The sequence below is a fragment of the Eubacterium xylanophilum ATCC 35991 genome (assembly GCF_000518685.1).
GTDB classification, from domain to species: domain Bacteria; phylum Bacillota; class Clostridia; order Lachnospirales; family Lachnospiraceae; genus Eubacterium_F; species Eubacterium_F xylanophilum.
Genome location: NZ_KI912471.1, coordinates 126,016 through 145,256, shown reverse-complemented (window position 1 = coordinate 145,256; position 19,241 = coordinate 126,016). Strand labels below are relative to the sequence as shown.

Genomic DNA, 19,241 nt, shown 5'->3' with positions numbered 1-19,241 from the left:
ATAAATTTACCATCGGAAGAAAATATGACTGAATGGACCATGGATCTCTCTGCACCACCAGAACCTGTGAAGGTTGAAGAAGATGTTCCTGTGGAAAAGAAACCTCAGTATAGAGACATATCCGGTGGAGACCTTGATGATTTCCTCAACCAGGGAAATCAAAATAATGTTGCTAAGGCAGGCAACCTTGGTGGATCAATAACAAAGATTGAGAAAGCACCACCAAGACCACCACAATCTGGATTTTCAGGTACCGGCTCAGGATTAGATTCTGAGTTTGTTTTGGGTGGAGATATTACACCGACAGCCTCCACAAGTAGTGCTGCGGCTAATGCTAATAATACATTTGATGAGAGTATCACAACTTTGGATGTAGATGCTGTGACATCAAATCAGGAAATAGAGAATAATACAACATTGGGTATGGATGATTTTGTGTCGGTTTCAGAGCCAGAGCCAGTCCCAGAGCCAGAACCAGTTCCAGAGCCGGAACCAGTTCCTGAACCGGAGCCAGTTCCAGAGCCAGAGCCAGTTCCAGAACCGGAACCAGTTCCAGAGCCGGAGCCAGTTTCTGAGCCGGAACCAGTTCCAGAGCCAGAGCCAGTCCCAGAACCGGAACCAGTTCCTGAACCGGAGCTAGAACCAGAGCCAGTTCCTGAACCGGAGCCAGTTCCTGAACCGGAGCCAGAGCCAGTCCCAGAACCGGAGCCAGTCCCAGAACCAGAGCCAGTTCCAGAACCGGAACCAGTTCCTGAACCAGAAACAACACCAATTCCAGAACCTATTGATCACTCTGCTTTGGATGCGGCAGTTGCTGGACTTGTGGCTGAAGTTACATCATCTTCAACTGAAGATGATGATGTTAAGAATTTGTTAGAGCGTCTCAACGTCTCAGAGAATATCGATAGAATGAATGCAGCCATTAAGGAAGATACAGCTTCTGTAAATGAGCCTGCAGTTGAAGAGGTTGCCACAGAAACTACCGAAGAACCTGTTGAAGAAGTTCAGGAAGAGGTTGCTACGGAAGCTGTCGAAGAACCTGTTGAAGAAGTTCAGGAAGAGGTTGCCACGGAAGCTGTCGAAGAACCTGTTGAGGAAGTTCAAGAAGAGGTTGCCACAGAGGCTGTCGAAGAACCTGTTGAGGAAGTTCAGGAAGAGGTTGCCACAGAGGCTGTCGAAGAATCTGTTGAAGAAACTCCAGAAGAGAATGTTGATCTCGTCAATGATTTGGTGTTTGAAACAGATGAAGTTGCGGAGGAACCAGAGGCTCTTGCGGAAGAACCAGAGATTTCCAATGACATGTTTGATTTCGACATGGATTCTGTTGACATATCAAACGAAGAGCCAAAAACTGAAGCAGTCGCAGATGATTTGGAGTTTGATGGACTAGATTTAGATGAATTAAACATCGATGAAACACCAGTTGAACCTGTTGAAGAAGAGTTTATCGATGATAGTATTAATATTGATGCGGATATACCAGCAAAGACGCCAGCAGCTGATGATATGGATGCATTGGTTGCCGCTGCTATGCAGAGTATCGAAACTGCAGATTCTGACGAGGAGTCGATTGAAGAACCAGCTGAGGAACCAGCTGAGGAATCAACTGAAGAAGTAGTCGAGGAACCTGTAGAGGAAAAAGTTACTGAAGAGCCTACAGAGACTGAAAATACAGAGGAGTCTGTAGAAGAAGTAGCCGATGAACCAGTAGAAGAGGTTGCTGAAGAAGCTGTTCAGGAAGAAACTACTGAAGAAACTTCAAGCGATGTATCTGATTCAGAAGAAGATGACGAGTATGACGATGAGTACGAAGATTATGACGGTGTTTTAGATGGTGATGATATCGACTTCAATGCAACATTTAGATTCTTCGATGCCACAATAGAGTATTCAGCCGGTCTGGAGACAGAAACTGGTGAGTCTGAACTTGATTATATGACAGAAGAAGAAGCTGCTATTGATTCCACAGTTGCATTTGCTGCAGGATTAGAATCTGAGGGAATGCATGCGAGTCTAGAGCCAGCTGTGCCTGAAGAAAACCAAGAAATTGTATTGAACTTTAATGTTGGTCTAGAGACAGAGACAAGTGATGCTGCTCTTAATACTAAGGGAATTGTTGTCAGCTCGGATTCTAACAATCTTGAGGAAGACGAACTTGGCAAAGACGCTGAACTTGAAATGTCTTATGTTGAGAAGACTGACAGACTATATAAGAATTCTAACATGTATCCAAATGCCGGCTTAGAGTCTGGTTTGCAAAAGGATATTGAGGAAAGTCTTTCAGATGAAGCAGAAGCTGCAGAAGAAGCTGCAGAAGAAGCTGCAGCAGAAGCTACAGAAGAAGCTGCAGCAGGAGCTACGGAAGAAACTGCAGAAGAAGCTGCATCTACAGAAATGCCAGAAGATGATATCCCAATTCTTACTTTTGAAAGTGTTGAGGGATCCAACATTTCTTGGGAGGACATCGTTAAATCGCAGTCAAAGAGAATTGACGATGGCGACAATTTCTCAATCGAGGAAGACTATGTCGAGACTCCAACTGTTGCTCAGGTAGAAGATGATCTGATTTCAGAGCAAGAAGATAAGAAGCGCAAACGAGGCAAGAGAGGCAAAGATTCTGAAGAAGAAGGCTTTGGCTTAACGCTTGATGACCTTGAAAATAATGGTACTGAGGAAACCGCTGATCCGGTTGCGACTGAGGAATTTAAGATTCACAACAATCCAATTCCTCCACAGAGACCAATTCCTGATATGGATAACTCTGATTCCAAATCATCAGAAGTTCCTGAGGAATTCTCTGATGAGATAGTTGATTTTGATAATCTCACAGTACCAACTAAGGTTACTTACAAGATGGGTAGAGAGAAGCGTACATACTTCAAACTCTCATTTAAGTATTAAAGATAATAATTTATTTAAGAGGATATTACTTATGTAATATCCTCTTTAAAGTTTAATCAAATATATGGAATTCAGGTTCATCAAAGACATATATATTATATCCTTTAAATCCCAAAGATTTAGCTATTTCTTCGCATTTATCAAAACCAAATGCAATATTTTCAGCTGCATGAGCATCTGAGCCAAATGTCAGGAGTTCTCCACCCTTGTCCTTATATTGTTTAATAATTTTTGTGGCAGGATTAGGAAGGGGGAATCCTTTTTTTAGTGCGGAAGAATTGACTTCTAGTGCAATTTCTCGATCTATCAGGATAGAAAAAATCTCATCAAATACTTCCATATATGATTTTGTATCATAGAGTTCTAAAATTCTATCATATGTAATGCTTGGAGCATATCTAACAACATAATCCATATGTCCTAAGGTATTTATCCTGATATTGCTCAAGTTTTCAAGGTTATCAAGAATAGTTTCAAAGTACTTAAGTATTCCCTTTTCTTCTCCATAACTTTCCCAATATTCTGGATAATATGGATCAAATTCATCGACCACATGAACTGAACCTATAACTTGGTCAAAGTCCGGCAAGTTGCTTAAGAGAACATTTTTCTCAATTGCATCGGGATGAAGCCCCAATTCCATACCGGTTAGTATTCTCAGATTGGAATATTTCTTCTTGAAATCCGCCAAAGTGGATACATAATTGTCCACATCGAATATAAATGGTATGCCATCGCCAAAATCTTCGTGGTATTTGGTCGGGTATATAATATCCATGTGATCAGTCATAATTATGCCTTCCAGCCCTTTTTGCATGGCGGAAATGGCTATATTATCTAGGCTTTCCTCGCTATCTGTGGAAAAGCTAGAGTGAAGATGTGTATCATATTTAATCATCTTTAACCTCCTCGATACCTGTGATGTCTGATTTCGCAACTAATGAATAATTGGTGTGATATATTACAAACCCAGGTTTTGAGCCACTTGGTTTTTTTACATGTTTTTTTTGAGTATAATCAATTTCAACTTTGTCGGCATTAGATGACTTTGAATAGTGTGCAGCAAGAGCAGCGGCTTCTTCAAAGGTTTTGATTGGCGGCTCAGTGTTGTTACATATGACTATGACATGCGAACCTGGAGCGCCTTTGGCGTGAAACCACCAATCATTTCCGGTTGCTACTTTAAAGGTCAAATGTTCATTTTGGTAATTGTTTTTGCCAACATACATATCATATCCATCGCTGGAACGGTAATGATATGGATTACTCTTGGCTTTATTTCTGTCTTTCTTGCCGACATGCTTACGCTTGATATATCCGCTATCCCAGATTTCTTCTTTGATCTGTGCTAAATCGCTTTCTGAGCGGGCAAAGTCGATTGAATTCTGTATAGAGTACAGATGCTCGAGAATCTCATTTGTCTCTTCCAACTGGACAGATACGGCATCATATGTACGCTTTAGTTTATTGTATCTATTGAAATACTTGTTGGCATTGTCAATAGGAGAGAGCGTATTATCAATTGGAATATTTATCTCCTTATTATCATAATAATTTGTACATGTGAGCACCTTGTCCTCTGGGGTTAGGGAGTACCCATATGTTTGAATTAATTCGCCATATACTTTGTATTTATCTCTTTTTTGAGTATCATTGAATTGTTTGGTCAAAATATCTCTTTTTTTCACATTTCTCTCGACGAGAATCTGGATGCTTTTTCTGAGATCGATTGATTTTTGGCGAATACGTTGTATACGCTCCTTTTCTCCGTAAAATGTTTCTATCATTTTACTGGCTGATTCATACTTAACAGACTTGTAGGAATCATATTTTTCAAGGTGAAATGCAGCAAATTCGACCGGTTCATTGTTGGAATTATATATTATTTCGGGCGCAAACTGGCCGTCGGAACATTTTTCCATAACTTTTCTAACCACATCCCTGAGGTTGGCGATTTGATTGCCATTTAGACTTGACATTGACATGTCACCGTCGATTCCGGCCCTATAAGTCACTTCATGCGCGAAGGACATGCTGAAACCGGCTAGTTTGTTGCAAAGTCCCTTGGCGACACTTGAAGGCTGATTGATTACAGTTCCCATCCAGATTTCAGGGGTGATGTCATAAGGATTGAGCTTTGATTTGGTGTTAGGAGTAAAATATTCTCTGCCGGGGAGAACCTCTCTGACGGAACTCATAAGAGCATTGACATGCTTTATGCTGTCAATGATGAGATTATCCGAATCGACAAAAATAATATTGCTATGTTTGCCCATAATCTCTATGATTAGAGTTGTTCTCACCAAGTCACCCAACTCATTATATGACTCGAGTTCAAAGCGTATAACTCTTTCAAGGCCCACTTGACTAATGCCAAGAATCTCTGCGCTACCGATTCTCTTTCTCAGAAGCATGCAGAAATTGGGCGCAGTGAGAGGGGAAGTTTTGTTGGTCTCCGTAAGGTATATTAGCGGAAGAGAAGCATTGGCTGATAGGACAAGCTTGTAGGTCTTCCGATTGTTTTTGATATTGATTCGAATCTCATCTGGTTCCGGCTGAGCGATTTTCTGGATGCGACCGCCAGTGAGAGAGTTGTTCAATTCATTAACTATAGAGGATATTGTAAATCCGTCAAATGCCATAATAACGATCTCCTTCTAAATATGCTGTGTTTTGAGAAAATATTCCCAAGAACATACTTATTATACTAAAAAAATCTAAAAAAAACAATAGAATACTTGACTTATGAGCTCATCTAACCTATAATTAATCTGTATGCATTATGGGCCGTTTAGGTGCATTTTGGAGGTAATACTAATGATACAAAGTATGACAGGTTATGGAAGATACGACAGCGAAGACGAAAGCGCACGAGTATCTGTTGAGATAAAATCTGTAAATCATCGTTTTTGTGATATCAATATACGTCTCCCTAAGATTATATTTAAATACGAGGCGTTTATACGAAAACTCATAAAAAGTCGTGTTTCTCGCGGAAAAATCGATGTTTTTGTTTCTTTTGATATCATATCCGAAGAATTGGATTCAATCAAGTACAACAAGGAATTGGCATCTGGATATTATAATATGATTTGTAATATTTCCAAAGATTTGTCTATTCCTGGTGAAGTTGATGCCTATATGATTTCGAGATTTCCTGATGTATATCAGAGAAATGACGAGATTTTGGACGATGACAAGATGAAAGAAATCATCGAAAATACTGTAAACAAGGCTATTGATGCTTTTGTTGAAACAAGAAATATTGAGGGCAAAGAGCTCAGAGATGATCTTTTAGCTAAGATTGACAATATTGAGGATATTGTCAAAAAGATTGCTGATAGAGCACCTTCTGTGTTTGATGAGTACAGGGAAAGACTGACTAATAAACTAGAAGAAGTTATGAATGACAAGAACTTAGATGATTCTGTCATTGCCAGTGAGTTGGTATTGTATTCAGATAAGATATGCATTGACGAAGAACTAGTTCGTTTGAGAGCTCATATTACCAATATTAGAAATGTCCTTAATAGCGATACTATTATGGGTAAGCAATTAGACTTTATTGCCCAAGAGCTTAATCGCGAGGCCAATACCACACTCTCAAAGGCCAATGATTCTACTATTGCGGAGTATGGAATATTACTCAAGACTGAGATTGAGAAGGTTCGCGAGCAGATTCAGAATATTGAATAGAAGAGTGTTTACAAGGGGGCACTGGCATGGCATATATTAATGTAGGATATGGTAATCTTGTCAATACAGATAAGATTTATAGTATTGTTAGTCCAGATTCTGCTCCTATCAAGAGATTGATTCAAAAGTCCAAGGAAACAGAGAGTTATATAGATGCCACTTGTGGCAAAAAAACCAAATCTGTTATTATTATGGAAGATGATATAATATTGCTTTCAGCGCTTAATACAGAGACCTTGGCCAGTAGATTGAATCAGTAAGGGGCTTTTATGAAAGGAATTTTAACTGTTATTTCAGGTTTTTCAGGATCTGGTAAGGGAACTATTATCAAGGAGTTGCTGTCAAAGTACGATTATGCGCTCTCTATATCTGCAACCACCAGGTCGCCGAGAGAGGGAGAGATTGATGGAGTTCACTATCACTTTCTCACACAAGAAGACTTTGAAAATATGATTGAAAAGTCTGAACTTATTGAGTGGGCCAAGTATGTTGACAATTATTATGGCACCCCTAAGGCTTTTGTTGAAAAGCAATTAGATGAAGGAAAAGATGTGATTCTTGAGATTGAAGTTCAGGGTGGCATGCTCGTGAAGGAGAAGTTTCCGGAAGCACTACTTATATTTGTCACACCACCAAGTGCAGAAGTGCTTAGAGAGAGGCTTGTTGGACGTGGAACAGAGTCTGAAGAAGTCATTGATAAAAGAATTGCTATGGCATATACCGAGAGTGATTCTATGAATAATTATGATTATATAGTCGTGAATGATACGTTAGATGAGGCAGTAAATAACGTTCATAATATTATTTCAATGCAGCATTTGAGAGCAGATAAGTCCGGTGGAATTATTAATAACATTCAGATGCAACTTGAAGAGATGAAGAGAGGTATACAAAATGAATGATAATGTAAACAATACAACAGAGCAGGACGAAGAGGTAACCTCAAATCCCTTCGCTGCTGTGGAGTCAGGCGAAGCAGAGAATGAGAATCAAGAGAAGAAGAGGAGTGCCAAGAGTATTATTGGAGAGATTCTTCTATATGCAGTTTTGATTTTCTGCTGTATCTACGTAATTCCCAATTATGTAGTACAAAGAACAGTTGTAAATGGTCAGTCAATGGAGAATACTCTCCACAATCGTGAAAGCTTGTTTATTGATAAGATTTCTTATCGTTTTGTGAAACCAAGCAGATATGAGATTATCACTTTTGAGCCACCTGAAGACTACAAAAAATCTGAGGATGAGCTTTATGTTAAGAGAATCTATGGTTTGCCGGGTGAGACAATCCAAATCAAGGACAACGATATATTGATCAATGGCCAAAAGGTTGAAGATAAATATGCCAAGAAAGGCATGGATGAGGCTGGAATAGCTGAAGAGCCAATTAAGCTTAAGGACGATGAAGTCTTTGTCCTCGGCGACAACAGAGGTGTAAGCCAAGACAGTCGAATCATAGGACCAATCAAGTTGAATAGAATTCAAGGCCGTGCTGTTTTAAGAATTTGGCCTATTAGTAAATTTGGAACTATAGATAAATAATTTAGAATATTTGTTAAATAGAAAAGGAGGATATGCATATGTTACATCCATCATACAATGATTTAATGAACGTTGTAAACTCTGCAGTAGAGCCGGGTGAGCATCCAGTAGTAAACAGTAGATATTCAATTGTTCTCGCAACTTCAAAGAGAGCAAGACAGATTATTGACGGATCAGAGCCATTGGTAAAGGGCGATTATCCAAAGCCACTTAGTATTGCAATCAAAGAGTTAGCTACTGAGGCGATTAAGATTGCCCCAGAAGATTAAGAATATTGAAAAAAAGGCTTACCATTTGGTAAGCCTTAATTCATATATGAGGTATTGATTATGTCTGATTTTAGTTTACTTTATTCGGGTGAAATTCCCAAGTACAATGTTTTGTGTCCCAATTACATAATAGACTTAAAGCTCGATGGAATCATCAATGCGATAATATCCAAATACAGAGAATTTCCTCTAATTAGATATTTTTATACTCTTCCCGAAAGTGAGAATACAGTTATTTACCGTCAGGAAATTTTCAAAGACCTGGAAAATAATCCGAGGCTTTTAAAATGCTGCAAGAGTTTTACCGGCAATATAATTGAAATGCAAAAGACTTTGGAGCTGGCAGAGAGTATCGATGATCCAGTAAAAAAAGGCAGCTATCTTCTCATCTCGGGAAGACATTATTGTAATGCCATAAATGGAATGCAAAGGGAGTTGTCCCAGGCAGATATTAAATCGACGGGACTCCTGGAATTGCGGAATATTTTACAAAAGAGTAATGAGGACGTGGAATTTGAAAGCTTTTCTACTCGTGTAGATGAGGCATATGGAGAATTTAAAAAGCTTAGGATAACTCTCTCCATGAATGACAATGAGATACAAGTCATAGGTCAAGAAGAAGAGGAGACAACTGAGTCCGTTCAGGCAAGATTGGAGCATTTTTTAGAGGCTTTTGATGTTATTCCTGACGAGAAAAAGAAGAAAAAGTATGTAAATAATATATTCCCTTCGCCGTTGGAAACGAGCAAGTTTGAAGATTTAATTGTATCGATTCTAGGTAGAAGTAATCCGGAGGCTTTTCTTGCATTAAAGAAATTTGCAAGTATAAAGTTGCCTTTTGGACGAGATAGTTTTGATAATCTCAAAAATGAGTTGTTGTTTTTTGTGGCAATATTTGAATTTGAGAAACAGCTGAATAATTTTGGATATACTCTAAATTATCCTCAGGTTGACACTGAAGCTAATCTCCAAATTACAGAAGTATATGATCTGGCACTTGCATGGCACAATAGATTGATAGATTACAATGTGGTGAGAAATGATGTAGACTATAACGGATGTAATTTCCTCGTGATAACCGGGCCAAATCAAGGGGGAAAAACTACGCTGGCGCGTGCTGTGGGGCAGACTATTTATCTGACTATGCTTGGGTTCAAAGCACCATGTAAGGCTATGATTACACCTGTTTATAGACAACTTCTCACACATTTCGAAGTGGAAGAGAGCTTGGAGAGTGGTGCCGGTAAGCTCAAAGATGAGTTGAAAAGGCTGAAGCCGATGATGCTTGATAATAATTTTAACAATTTTGTAATTCTCAATGAACTATTTACCACAGCTACAACCTATGATGCTATTATCATGGCGAAAAAGGTCATAGACCATTTTGTAGATCATAAATGTTCCGGCATATACGTTACACACATCAAGGAAATCGCCGATGAAGACGAGATAGCGGGAATTAAAAGTATGGTTGCTCAGGTTGATGGTTCTAGGGAAAATAGGCGAACATATAAGATTTTGCCAATGAAAGCGAAGGGGCTAGGTTACTCGGAAAATGTTCTGAAAAAGTATAATCTAGATCTAGAAAGCCTAACAAAGCGACTTAAGAATATGGAGAAAGGTGATTGAGATGAGACCATTTTTACTATATAGAGATAAATCCTTGAAGAATGCTCGCATGTATAGCTCCTTCCAGGACTTGCAAAAAGATCTGAATCTTAATGTTGTTATGAATGTTATGACCGGTAAAAGTCCAGAGAAAATCGAGGCAATCAAGACAGTGATGATTACCCCCCTTGAAAATGCGGATGAACTTGAGTACAGATATGCCATCAGCGATGACTTGTGGGCCAACAAAGGGCTTTGCAAAGAACTTACAGACTTAGCTGATATGGCATATAACGAGACTAGACAATACAAAGCTGAACTCGAGCAAAATCGTGGGAAAAGTTCGGAGCGAGCAGGCGTCATATTAGCAGTTTTAAGATATGTGGAGCTTGCGCTGGATATATTTGCCAATCTCAAAAGTATAATAAATAATAAAGATTATACGATTAGCTCAGAGGGATTGAGAGCATTTGGTCAGCGCATTAACAAGCTTCCGATAGAAGAAATGATAGAATTTCATAAGCAGCTTTTTTTCTATGTTACCGGGGGCGAGGGAGTTTTCTCGCTTCGTCTCAGTGGCGGTTTGAAAATCGATGAGAGTATTTTCCTCGACTGCAATACCAAGAAGCATCCAAAGCTAAGCAACAGCTCCAAGTCATTCAAGAAATTCTACTACCGCGTCTCAAAAAAGGACAAGGTATTGATTGAGGGAGAAGAGTTAAACAAAGATATCAAAGTATATATAGAGGCTCACATCAAAAAGATAATTGATGAATATAATGATTTTATTGATGAGCTCATGACTTATTTTTTTGATTTATATAGAGAAGTTAACTTTTACAATGGCATAAATAATTTTAGGGAGCGCATGGGTCAATTGGGATTTTCTCTTTGCAAGGGGAACGTGTCAGAAGATAGACACAAAAAGTATTTTGAGGATTTGTATGAGATAAGTCTCGGAATATTTTCTCAAAAATATCCCGTGCCCAATACATTTACCACAGATAAACTTATGACACTTATCACAGGCGCAAATCAAGGCGGAAAGTCCACTTTTCTACGAAGTATAGGCATTGCCCAGGTCCTAATGCAATGCGGAATGCCAATACCGGCAAAAAAGTATATAAGTCCGCTATATTCCAATATTCATACTCATTTTACGAGAAAAGAAGATGCTCAGATATCGTTAGGTCGTCTAGAGGATGAGTTGAATCGAATGAATACAATAATAAACAATCTGTCCGAGGATAGCCTTGTTCTGCTCAATGAATCCTTTGCTAGCACGACGGAGAAAGAGGGCTCTAAAATTGCAGAGAATATCTTAGTTCCATTGTATCAGAACAAAATCCAGGTTATGATGGTGACTCATCTTCATGAATTTGCAAGAAAAATGTTCGAATCAAACAGTCAAGATATAAAGTTTTTGATTGCTGACAGACGCCCAAGTGGAGAGAGAACCTATCGTATGATTGAGGGTGAACCCCACTATTCAAGCTACGGAACAGACTTGTACAAGGAAATGATCGGAGATATTTAAATTTTTCTACAAAACTTGTTGACAAACATTCGTTCGTGTGATAATATATATTCAGAACAGAGGTTCGGATAGTTTGTTCGGATAATATGTTCGGTAATGAGAAAGTATTTTAACAAGTTGTGTAGGAGATGATTTATTATGAAGAAGAGTTCAGTTAAATATATTATTGTTTTTTCTGCAATTGTTATTGCCTTTGCCTTAGGAATATGGGTAGGTAATTATTCTAATGCAGAGCAGACATATTCATTAAATTTTGATAAAGTGGTTTCATATGATTCTGTTTGCATCGGATCAGGTGATACGATTTGGTCGATTGCCGAGGACAGAATGGAAGTGAGTGATGAGGCATCACTACAGACTTACGTAGAAAAGATTAAGTACGTCAATGACATGGCATCAGATGAGATTCATGCTGGAAAGTATATTATTGTACCAAATTTTGAGGTATACAGATAAGTTCTAATTAAGCTAATTCCTAATACATACTCAAACATATATCAAACTATCGTATAACATTGACATATTATTGTCAATGTTATATGATATTCTTATGCAGTAGAAAAAAAGTTAGGAGTGTGTATAGATGACTAGAAGTAGTAGATATTTCAAAATCACTTTGAAATTCTTAGTATTGCTGACTGTTTTGTTTATAGGAGCATGTTGCGTCATAAGTAACAATTCTAGTGCTGCTACAATAAAGCTTAAGATTAATGGCGGAAAAACTAAGAAGTACAAGAAAAAACAGTTCGTTGTTAAGTATAATAATAAAACTGTATCAAAGAAAAAGTTCAAAGGAATTATCATCAACGGATACAAGTATGTAGCTTATGATGATGTATTAAAAAAATGTGGTATCAAGGCCACTATAAGCTCTAATAAGAAGACTATAACAGCTTCTAGAGATGGACAGACTGCCTTGTTTACCATAAAGAGCAAAACTGCTAAGGTGAATGATTCTTCTGTCAAAATGAAAGCAGCACCTGCAAAGGTGAGATTTGTATCAAAGAAGAAAACAAAATATTATGTACCAATTAAGTATGTAAGCGAGTATCTTCACTTAAATTACACTGTATCAAAGTCGACGATTTATGTGAATAGCTCGATTGCAATAAATTACAATAATGCAGATCATATTTCAACAGTTGATGGAAAATTTAAATATAATGATAATGTTCACTCATTGAAAACTATGCCTGTAGTTAAAGCTGAAAATGCTATATATGTTCCGGTAGAAGAAGTTTGTAATGAGATTATGGGTCTTGAGTACAATTACGATGCCAAGACCGGCAAGATTGTTATTACAAACAATGATACGGGAAAAACGGTAAAGCTTACTAAGGGTGAGTTGAATCTAACAATTGATGGAAAAGATGTGGCTATGAAGACGACTGCGCTTGATATTAAGCGTTTGGATACTCAGACAAGCGTTCTATGTATTCCAGCTAATGTTGTATTAAAAGGACTCGGATATTCATACACATGGAATAAGAAAAGCGCACAGCTTACTATTCAAAGTCAAACTTTCTTTGATTGGAAAGGAGAGAACTCCGATAAAGAAGATTCAAGTGTAAATTATATTAAATCAGTCAAATCTGAGTTTGTAAAGCTCACAGGTGGTATTACTTTTTCAATTGCAGGAACCAATACCGACCTTATGAACAAAGTCACTGTAAAGAGAAATGATTCTGTTATTTCTATAAAGTTCCCAACAACTACTAAGTATAATCCTAAAAACTATACTTATGAGGGCTTTATAGGAAGTGTTAAGAAGTTTGAAGTTATAAATAATGGTAATGGTGAAATCGAGATGAAGATAACTAGTGATAAGACACTTGACTTCGCCTATACAAACCTTGATAATACGCTTACTGTTAATGTTATGTTACCTCAGGTTAATAATCTTGGTTCCTATGAACTCAAGATTCCAAAACCTACCGGAGCTACTATATCTAATGTAACAAATGAGGATTTGTACTCAGTTGAGAATCCATCATATAAGTTCAAAATTATGATTAAGGGAAGCCATGCAGCGTTCTTTAAGAAGAATCCTGCAATCATTAACTCAAACGTTATTAAAAAGGTTTCTGTGAGTTCTTCATCATCGAAGACAACATTTACCATCAAGACCTCTAAATTACAGGGATATAAGATATATGAAACTAATGACAGTTTTGTTGTTAATATCGGAAATCCTAAAAAGATTTATAAGAATATTATTGTTTTGGATGCCGGTCACGGTGGATATGATTCTGGTGCTACTAACAAGGGCACAAAAGAAAAAGATCTAACATTCAAGATGATGTATACTCTTATGAAGAAGAAATTTGCAAGCAATGCTCCGACAATTAAAGCATATTGGACCAGAAGAACTGATAAGTTTATCACCCTTGCAAGTCGTGCTGCATTTGCCAGTAAAGTTGGCGCAGATGTATTCGTAAGTTTACATATGAATTCAGCTTCCGGCGGATCTGCAAATGGTACAGAAGTTTACTATTCAACTAATAACAATAAAAGTAGCTTCTCCGGAATTACCAGTAAGAAGATTGCTTCATTGTTTAAAAGTAATTTGGTAAATAAGTTGGGGATGAAGAGCAGAGGTGTTAAGACCGCCGGATATTACGTAACAAAACGTAATACTGTACCGGCCGTCCTTATTGAACTTGGATTCTTATCTGGAAGCTCTGATTATGGAAAACTTGTAAATTCAACATTCCAGTCTAAGGCAACCAATGTAATATATAATTGTATTGAGTCCTTATTTAGTAAGTATTCTACTGGAAGATAAAAACTCCTTATAATTAATCCTTTCGTAAGGTTACAGCATTTGCGGCACGCCGTTTCTTCTCATCGGCTAGTGCCGCATAGTGCTTTCTGGTGGTATTAACATCATTATGTCCAAGTACTTCAGCAACAAGATAAATATCACTTGTTTCCTGATACAAATTGGTTCCATATGTGCTTCTAAGCTTATGTGGCGTTATATGCTTTACTGTTGTAACATGCTTGGCGCAATCGGTAACAAGGTTTTCAACAGCTTGAACTGTAATCCTTCTTTTTTGTATAGAAAGAAATAGAGCCTCTTCATGACCTTCTTTGGTTACAATATGTTTTCTTTGCTCGATATAATCGCTCAATGCAGATGCAACCTCATCTCCAAAGTACACAAAGTCTTCCTTGCCTCCCTTGCGTATGATCTTTATTCTATTATTTTTAAAATCCACATCATTTATATCAAGTCCTACACATTCAGATACACGAATACCTGTTCCCAGTAGAAGAGTAAATAAGGCAAGATTTCGCACTTTATTCTTCTCAAAGTATGTTTTTTTCATTCCAGTCAGATTATCAGCACCATGCTCAACATAATCAAGTAAATCAGCAACTTCGTCATAATCTAGACGAATAATCTCTTTTTTATGAAGTTTTGGCATATCTATAATCACTGTAGGATTATTATCAATCAATTCACGCTTATAATAATATGCAAAAAAACTCCTGAGAGCTGCAAGTTTGCGATGAAGACCTTGTTCATTATTAGTATGCACAACGCCGTCTTTGTCCTCATAATACTTTAAATACTCAAGATATTCTTCAATATCAACCGCTTGAAGCTTTTCAAGATCATCTAAACGTATATCAGTGATTTCTTTATTCTTAAACGTAGGATTGCTTGTAATCAAAAAGTAGAAAAATATTCTGATATCATAAACATATGATATTCTTGTTTTTGCAGATGTATTTGGTTCTATGGCACGAAAATAATCCTTTGCAAATACCGGCATAGTACTCAGGACTTGCCTGAGCTTAAGAGTGTTTGCACGTGCGGTTTCTTCGTGATAGTTTAAATTATTCTTTGGATTGCTCATAATATTCACCTCAATAAATATTATATCATATCCCCATTTTCCTTTCAAGTCTTTTTGAAAAACTGGAGTTTGTCCAAGAGAGCTATAAGACTATCCCATCTATTGTCTTACGAAAGACGTGAGTAAGACCAGCAATATGCGTTTATTGTCTTACGAACGCGTGAGTAAGACCAGCGCTATGCGATTCCGAATACATTCCCCCAAAAAAAATCCACCAAATAACTAGTATCTGGTGGATTAGGCATTTAAATTTAAATTTAAATAAGTTTTTTTAGTTGTTCCTTATCTTCTGAAGATAATTTTGCATTAGACAAATAATCTCTAATAAATGTTGAGATAGAATCTTCAAATAAATTCTTTAACAATACGTTAGTCTCAATTTCCTGTACTTGTTTTTTAGAAATTGATGCTTTACAAAGGAAACCTGGATCCTCACGAGTTATTGCACCTTTGTCTATTAGACGTTTAATGTAAGTATATGTTGTATTCTTTTCCCATCCGATATATTCTTTGATAATCTTAGCGATGTCTTTGGCAGCCAATACCTTATTGCTCCAAAGCAACTCCATTACATTAAGTTCCCCCTCGTGTAGACGGATCTCTTTGTTCTTTTGTACATTCATCCACGTGTACCTCCTCAGTTAATGCGCGTAATACCAATTTCCATTATGACATTTTGATTAATACATTGGTTTGGATATAGTATATCCAACTATAACTACTTTCAATATAACTACCACAACACTACAAATATTTTACTCATTATCTACCTTTTTCTATCAATGTAGAAAGCTTTCTCATGCCAACAAATGCTACAATTGTGGTAACCTGGAAAATGCCACATAGTATCCATTGTTGTATCTTGTGATTCTATACTAGTAGAATCACGATTTAACGCATAAGGTACATAACTTTTTTACTATATAAACCAAAAAAATGGAAACTAATATTATTCTACTACAATAGAATTAAAAAGTCAAGAGTTATCCGACAGAATTCTTAAAAGATTATCAAAATATTCAGGTCTTTTTGCTTCGAATTCAACATATTCTTTGGATGTAGGATGGATGAATCCAATATTTTTTGCATGTAAGGTCTGTCCCTGGAGATTTTTAAATTGTTTATCTACTATTCCATATAAAGTATCACCTAATAATGGATGATTGATGCTCTTCATATGTACTCTAATTTGATGTGTACGACCTGTTTCTAAGTTGAGTTCTATATGATTATATCGTTGATTCAGATGGCTTATAACTCTATAATGAGTTATTGCCGGTCTTCCATCAGGAACTACTGCTCTCTTTTTTCTGTTCAAAGGGGATCTACCGAGAGGTTTGTCAATTGTACCCTCATCTTCTTTGAAATTATTTAGAACGATTGCTTCATATGTCCTAGTTATAGAATGTTCTCTGAGCTGATCTGCTATAAATCTGTGAGCTTTATCATTTTTGCATACGATAAGAGCGCCAGTTGTATCTTTGTCTATTCTATGAACGATACCTGGTCTAAGAACGCCGTTAATTGCTGATAGATTGTCTTTGCAGTGATACATTAATGCATTGACTAATGTTCCGCTATAATGTCCATTTGCCGGATGCACAACCATATCTTTGGGCTTATTGACGATAAGAACATCATCATCTTCAAAGATAATATCTAGCGGAATATTTTCTGGCTTTATATCTAATTCAACAGGCTCTGGCACGGTAACCTCTATATCAGTTCCATCTTTGACTTTAAAGCCCGTTTTGGATACAATTATCCCATTTGCCTTGACATTTCCTTCTTTGATAAGCTTTTGAACATAGGAACGCGAAAAATCGTTAAATCGCTCGGTGAGGAGTTGATCAATTCTCATTTCTTCATCAAGTTCTGTCCTAAAAGACTTTACTTCAGGCATGTTCTTCTTCCTTTCCTTTATCCTTAGCTTTATCTTCGGATTTTAGACTATATATAATAATCAATGCAGCTGCTATACACACATAGCAATCGGCGACGTTAAATACGGGGAAATTGATGGCTGATACATATATAAAATCCACTACATATGTATACAATACGCGGTCAATCAGGTTTCCTATAGCACCGGAAATCAGTAGAATTATTGCTATTCTAAGCAATAGATTTCCTTTTGTATAGTCTGATTTGATCAAATATACAATGCTGATTATTATAATAATGGCAGTTATAATAATAAATATAACTCTAGCGCCTTGGAACATGCCCCATGCTGCTCCCCTGTTCTCAAGGTAGTGCAACTGCAAAAAGCCCTTTATAATATCAATATCCGGCTTTTCCTTGAGAGTATTTACTGAAAATATCTTAGTTATTCTGTCTATAAAGACAAGTAAAACAAACATTACAAAAAATATAATGTTTGTTTTTAATTTACTTGTTTGAGTTGTCATCAAATTATCTCCCAATAATATTAAAAGTCATCTACGGATCCAAGAAATTCAAATGGATCATCGGAATTATTTCCACCTTTGTTATTCTCGTTCAAATCTTTGAGCAAGGAATCTAAGGTAGGAATACTTCCTGTGGTATTACCGAGCATAGAATTGCCGGCTTTATCAGTTGTAGAATCATCTCTGACTTCTGCAGGTTGACTAGATGCCTTTGATTCATCTGATACAGCTTCCTTAACTTGGCTCAACTTATCTACGGCAGCCTCCTTGACTTCACTTGCTTTTTCCGCAACAGCTTCCTTGGCTGTCATGGCTTTCTCAGCAACATTTTCTTTTACCGCATTAACTTTTTCTGCGACATCAGCCTTATTGTTTGCTGCCATCTGTTCCTTCAATTCACTGATAGAAGGAACTCGAATCGTTTCTTCTGAAACCTGTTTTGGCTCCTCAGAAGGTTTATCCTCTTCTACAGGTGCTGCCTCAACTTTTGGCTCGACTTTTGGCTCAACCGAAGCAACTTCAGGAGCACTATTACTCTTCTCGCTCTCTTCTATCACCTTGCTAGTCTCTTCGAGAGTCGTTGTCAAGTCAATAGTATCTGCATTGAGAATCTTATTCTCAAGTTCTACGCTGGCTAACTGCTCATCTGTCATCTCTGTTGCAGACACAGTCTCCAATGTCTTACTAAGAGAAGGATCAACCTTTAAAGAACTTGTGTCTATAGTGGCAGTCTTAACTGGTTCTATATTGATATTCGAGTTGAAATCTACTGTTGCATCAAACTCCTCCGGAGCCTTGATATCAAATTTCTCGCTATTAACAAGTTCTTTGTGTGCATCCAAAGCAACATTAATGCTTGCTTTGTATTTTTCGTATATATCTACAAGCTCTTGGCACTTTGCTTTAAGCTCGTCATACTTAACCTTTGTATCACTTAAAATTGCTTCAGACTTTTGCTTTGTCTCATTTAATACTTCTTCTGACTTAAGATTAGCCTCATCAATTGCAGCATTTGCCTTGATATCAGCATCTCTCAACAGAGTCTCAGCCTTGGTATTGGCATCTTCGAGAACTGCTTTTGCATTATCATTGGCACTTTTTTCAATCTGTGCAGCTTTTTGAATTGCAGCATCCTTGGTCTCTTTTGAAGTTTTCTCAGCTAAAACCAAAGCTTTCTGAAGTGTTGATTCAATAGAACGATAATATTGTATACCATCACTTAACTTCTTAATGTTTTTGTTGAGTTCTATTCTTTCAACTTCTAGCTTGTCTTTGGCTTCAAGAGCCTCATTGTAATTAGAGTATACAACTTCTAAGTATGCATCCATCTCATCGGCTTCATACTTTTTTCTTTTTGCCTCTACTTTCTTTTGTTTTAATTCATCAAGTGATAGCATAGTATAATCCTCCTAAA

General features: G+C 37.2%; 17 protein-coding genes. 10 read left to right on the top strand and 7 right to left on the bottom strand.

The features are described from left to right. Positions 1-24 precede the first annotated feature (24 nt). Positions 25-2,901: a hypothetical protein gene (locus tag L877_RS14300; RefSeq protein ID WP_207637254.1), complete on the top strand. Its 2,877-nt coding sequence runs from the start codon at positions 25-27 to the stop codon at positions 2,899-2,901. A gap of 52 nt (positions 2,902-2,953) precedes the next feature. On the opposite strand, the gene L877_RS0109070 is transcribed toward L877_RS14300, so the two are convergent. After that, positions 2,954-3,799 carry a histidinol-phosphatase HisJ family protein gene (locus L877_RS0109070; protein ID WP_051437781.1) on the bottom strand — a complete coding sequence of 282 codons (846 nt, stop codon included), beginning with the start codon at positions 3,797-3,799 and terminating at the stop codon, positions 2,954-2,956. Then, positions 3,792-5,543 (bottom strand): Rqc2 family fibronectin-binding protein, encoded by a 1,752-nt coding sequence (locus L877_RS0109065; RefSeq protein ID WP_026835797.1) that lies wholly within the window; start codon positions 5,541-5,543, stop codon positions 3,792-3,794. The genes L877_RS0109070 and L877_RS0109065 overlap by 8 nt, the downstream gene beginning before the upstream one ends. Before the next feature lie 175 nt (positions 5,544-5,718). Between L877_RS0109065 and L877_RS0109060 the strand changes: the two genes are divergently transcribed. From L877_RS0109060 to L877_RS0109020, 9 genes are all read left to right on the top strand, one after another. After that, positions 5,719-6,597 (top strand): YicC/YloC family endoribonuclease, encoded by an 879-nt coding sequence (locus L877_RS0109060; RefSeq protein ID WP_026835796.1) that lies wholly within the window; start codon positions 5,719-5,721, stop codon positions 6,595-6,597. 26 nt (positions 6,598-6,623) lie between these two features. Then, positions 6,624-6,857: a DUF370 domain-containing protein gene (locus tag L877_RS0109055; protein WP_026835795.1), complete on the top strand. Its 234-nt coding sequence runs from the start codon at positions 6,624-6,626 to the stop codon at positions 6,855-6,857. Positions 6,858-6,866: 9 nt separating this feature from the next. Further along, positions 6,867-7,499: a guanylate kinase gene (gene gmk / locus L877_RS0109050; RefSeq protein ID WP_026835794.1), complete on the top strand. Its 633-nt coding sequence runs from the start codon at positions 6,867-6,869 to the stop codon at positions 7,497-7,499. After that, on the top strand, positions 7,492-8,136 hold the full coding sequence (gene lepB / locus L877_RS0109045; RefSeq protein ID WP_051437780.1) for a signal peptidase I: 645 nt from the start codon (positions 7,492-7,494) through the stop codon (positions 8,134-8,136). The genes gmk and lepB overlap by 8 nt, the downstream gene beginning before the upstream one ends. 38 nt (positions 8,137-8,174) lie before the next feature. Then, positions 8,175-8,405, top strand: a complete 231-nt coding sequence (gene rpoZ / locus L877_RS0109040) for a DNA-directed RNA polymerase subunit omega (RefSeq protein ID WP_026835792.1) — start codon at positions 8,175-8,177, stop codon at positions 8,403-8,405. A gap of 60 nt (positions 8,406-8,465) precedes the next feature. After that, complete coding sequence (locus L877_RS0109035) at positions 8,466-10,034, top strand: MutS-related protein (RefSeq protein WP_026835791.1); 1,569 nt, start codon at positions 8,466-8,468, stop codon at positions 10,032-10,034. A 1-nt stretch (position 10,035) separates the two neighbouring features. Next, positions 10,036-11,550, top strand: a complete 1,515-nt coding sequence (locus tag L877_RS13620) for a MutS-related protein (RefSeq protein ID WP_051437779.1) — start codon at positions 10,036-10,038, stop codon at positions 11,548-11,550. Positions 11,551-11,688: 138 nt separating this feature from the next. Beyond that, entirely contained in the window at positions 11,689-12,006 is a 318-nt protein-coding gene (locus tag L877_RS12835; protein ID WP_034785503.1) for a LysM peptidoglycan-binding domain-containing protein, read from the top strand. 127 nt (positions 12,007-12,133) lie between these two features. Further along, positions 12,134-14,335, top strand: coding sequence for an N-acetylmuramoyl-L-alanine amidase (locus L877_RS0109020; RefSeq protein WP_026835790.1), 2,202 nt, complete (start codon positions 12,134-12,136; stop codon positions 14,333-14,335). Between the two features lie 13 nt (positions 14,336-14,348). On the opposite strand, the gene L877_RS0109015 is transcribed toward L877_RS0109020, so the two are convergent. From L877_RS0109015 to L877_RS0108995, 5 genes are all read right to left on the bottom strand, one after another. Then, positions 14,349-15,416, bottom strand: coding sequence for a tyrosine-type recombinase/integrase (locus L877_RS0109015; RefSeq protein WP_026835789.1), 1,068 nt, complete (start codon positions 15,414-15,416; stop codon positions 14,349-14,351). A gap of 257 nt (positions 15,417-15,673) precedes the next feature. Then, positions 15,674-16,039, bottom strand: coding sequence for a BlaI/MecI/CopY family transcriptional regulator (locus L877_RS0109010; protein ID WP_026835788.1), 366 nt, complete (start codon positions 16,037-16,039; stop codon positions 15,674-15,676). 353 nt (positions 16,040-16,392) lie between these two features. Further along, the gene (locus tag L877_RS0109005; protein ID WP_034785500.1) at positions 16,393-17,319 is read right to left on the bottom strand and encodes an RluA family pseudouridine synthase; all 927 of its coding nucleotides are present in this window, start codon (positions 17,317-17,319) and stop codon (positions 16,393-16,395) included. Continuing rightward, positions 17,312-17,827 (bottom strand): signal peptidase II, encoded by a 516-nt coding sequence (gene lspA, locus L877_RS12830; RefSeq protein WP_051437778.1) that lies wholly within the window; start codon positions 17,825-17,827, stop codon positions 17,312-17,314. Before lspA ends, L877_RS0109005 begins: the two co-directional genes overlap by 8 nt. 20 nt (positions 17,828-17,847) lie before the next feature. Continuing rightward, positions 17,848-19,224: a DivIVA domain-containing protein gene (locus L877_RS0108995; protein ID WP_026835786.1), complete on the bottom strand. Its 1,377-nt coding sequence runs from the start codon at positions 19,222-19,224 to the stop codon at positions 17,848-17,850. Positions 19,225-19,241 lie beyond the last annotated feature (17 nt).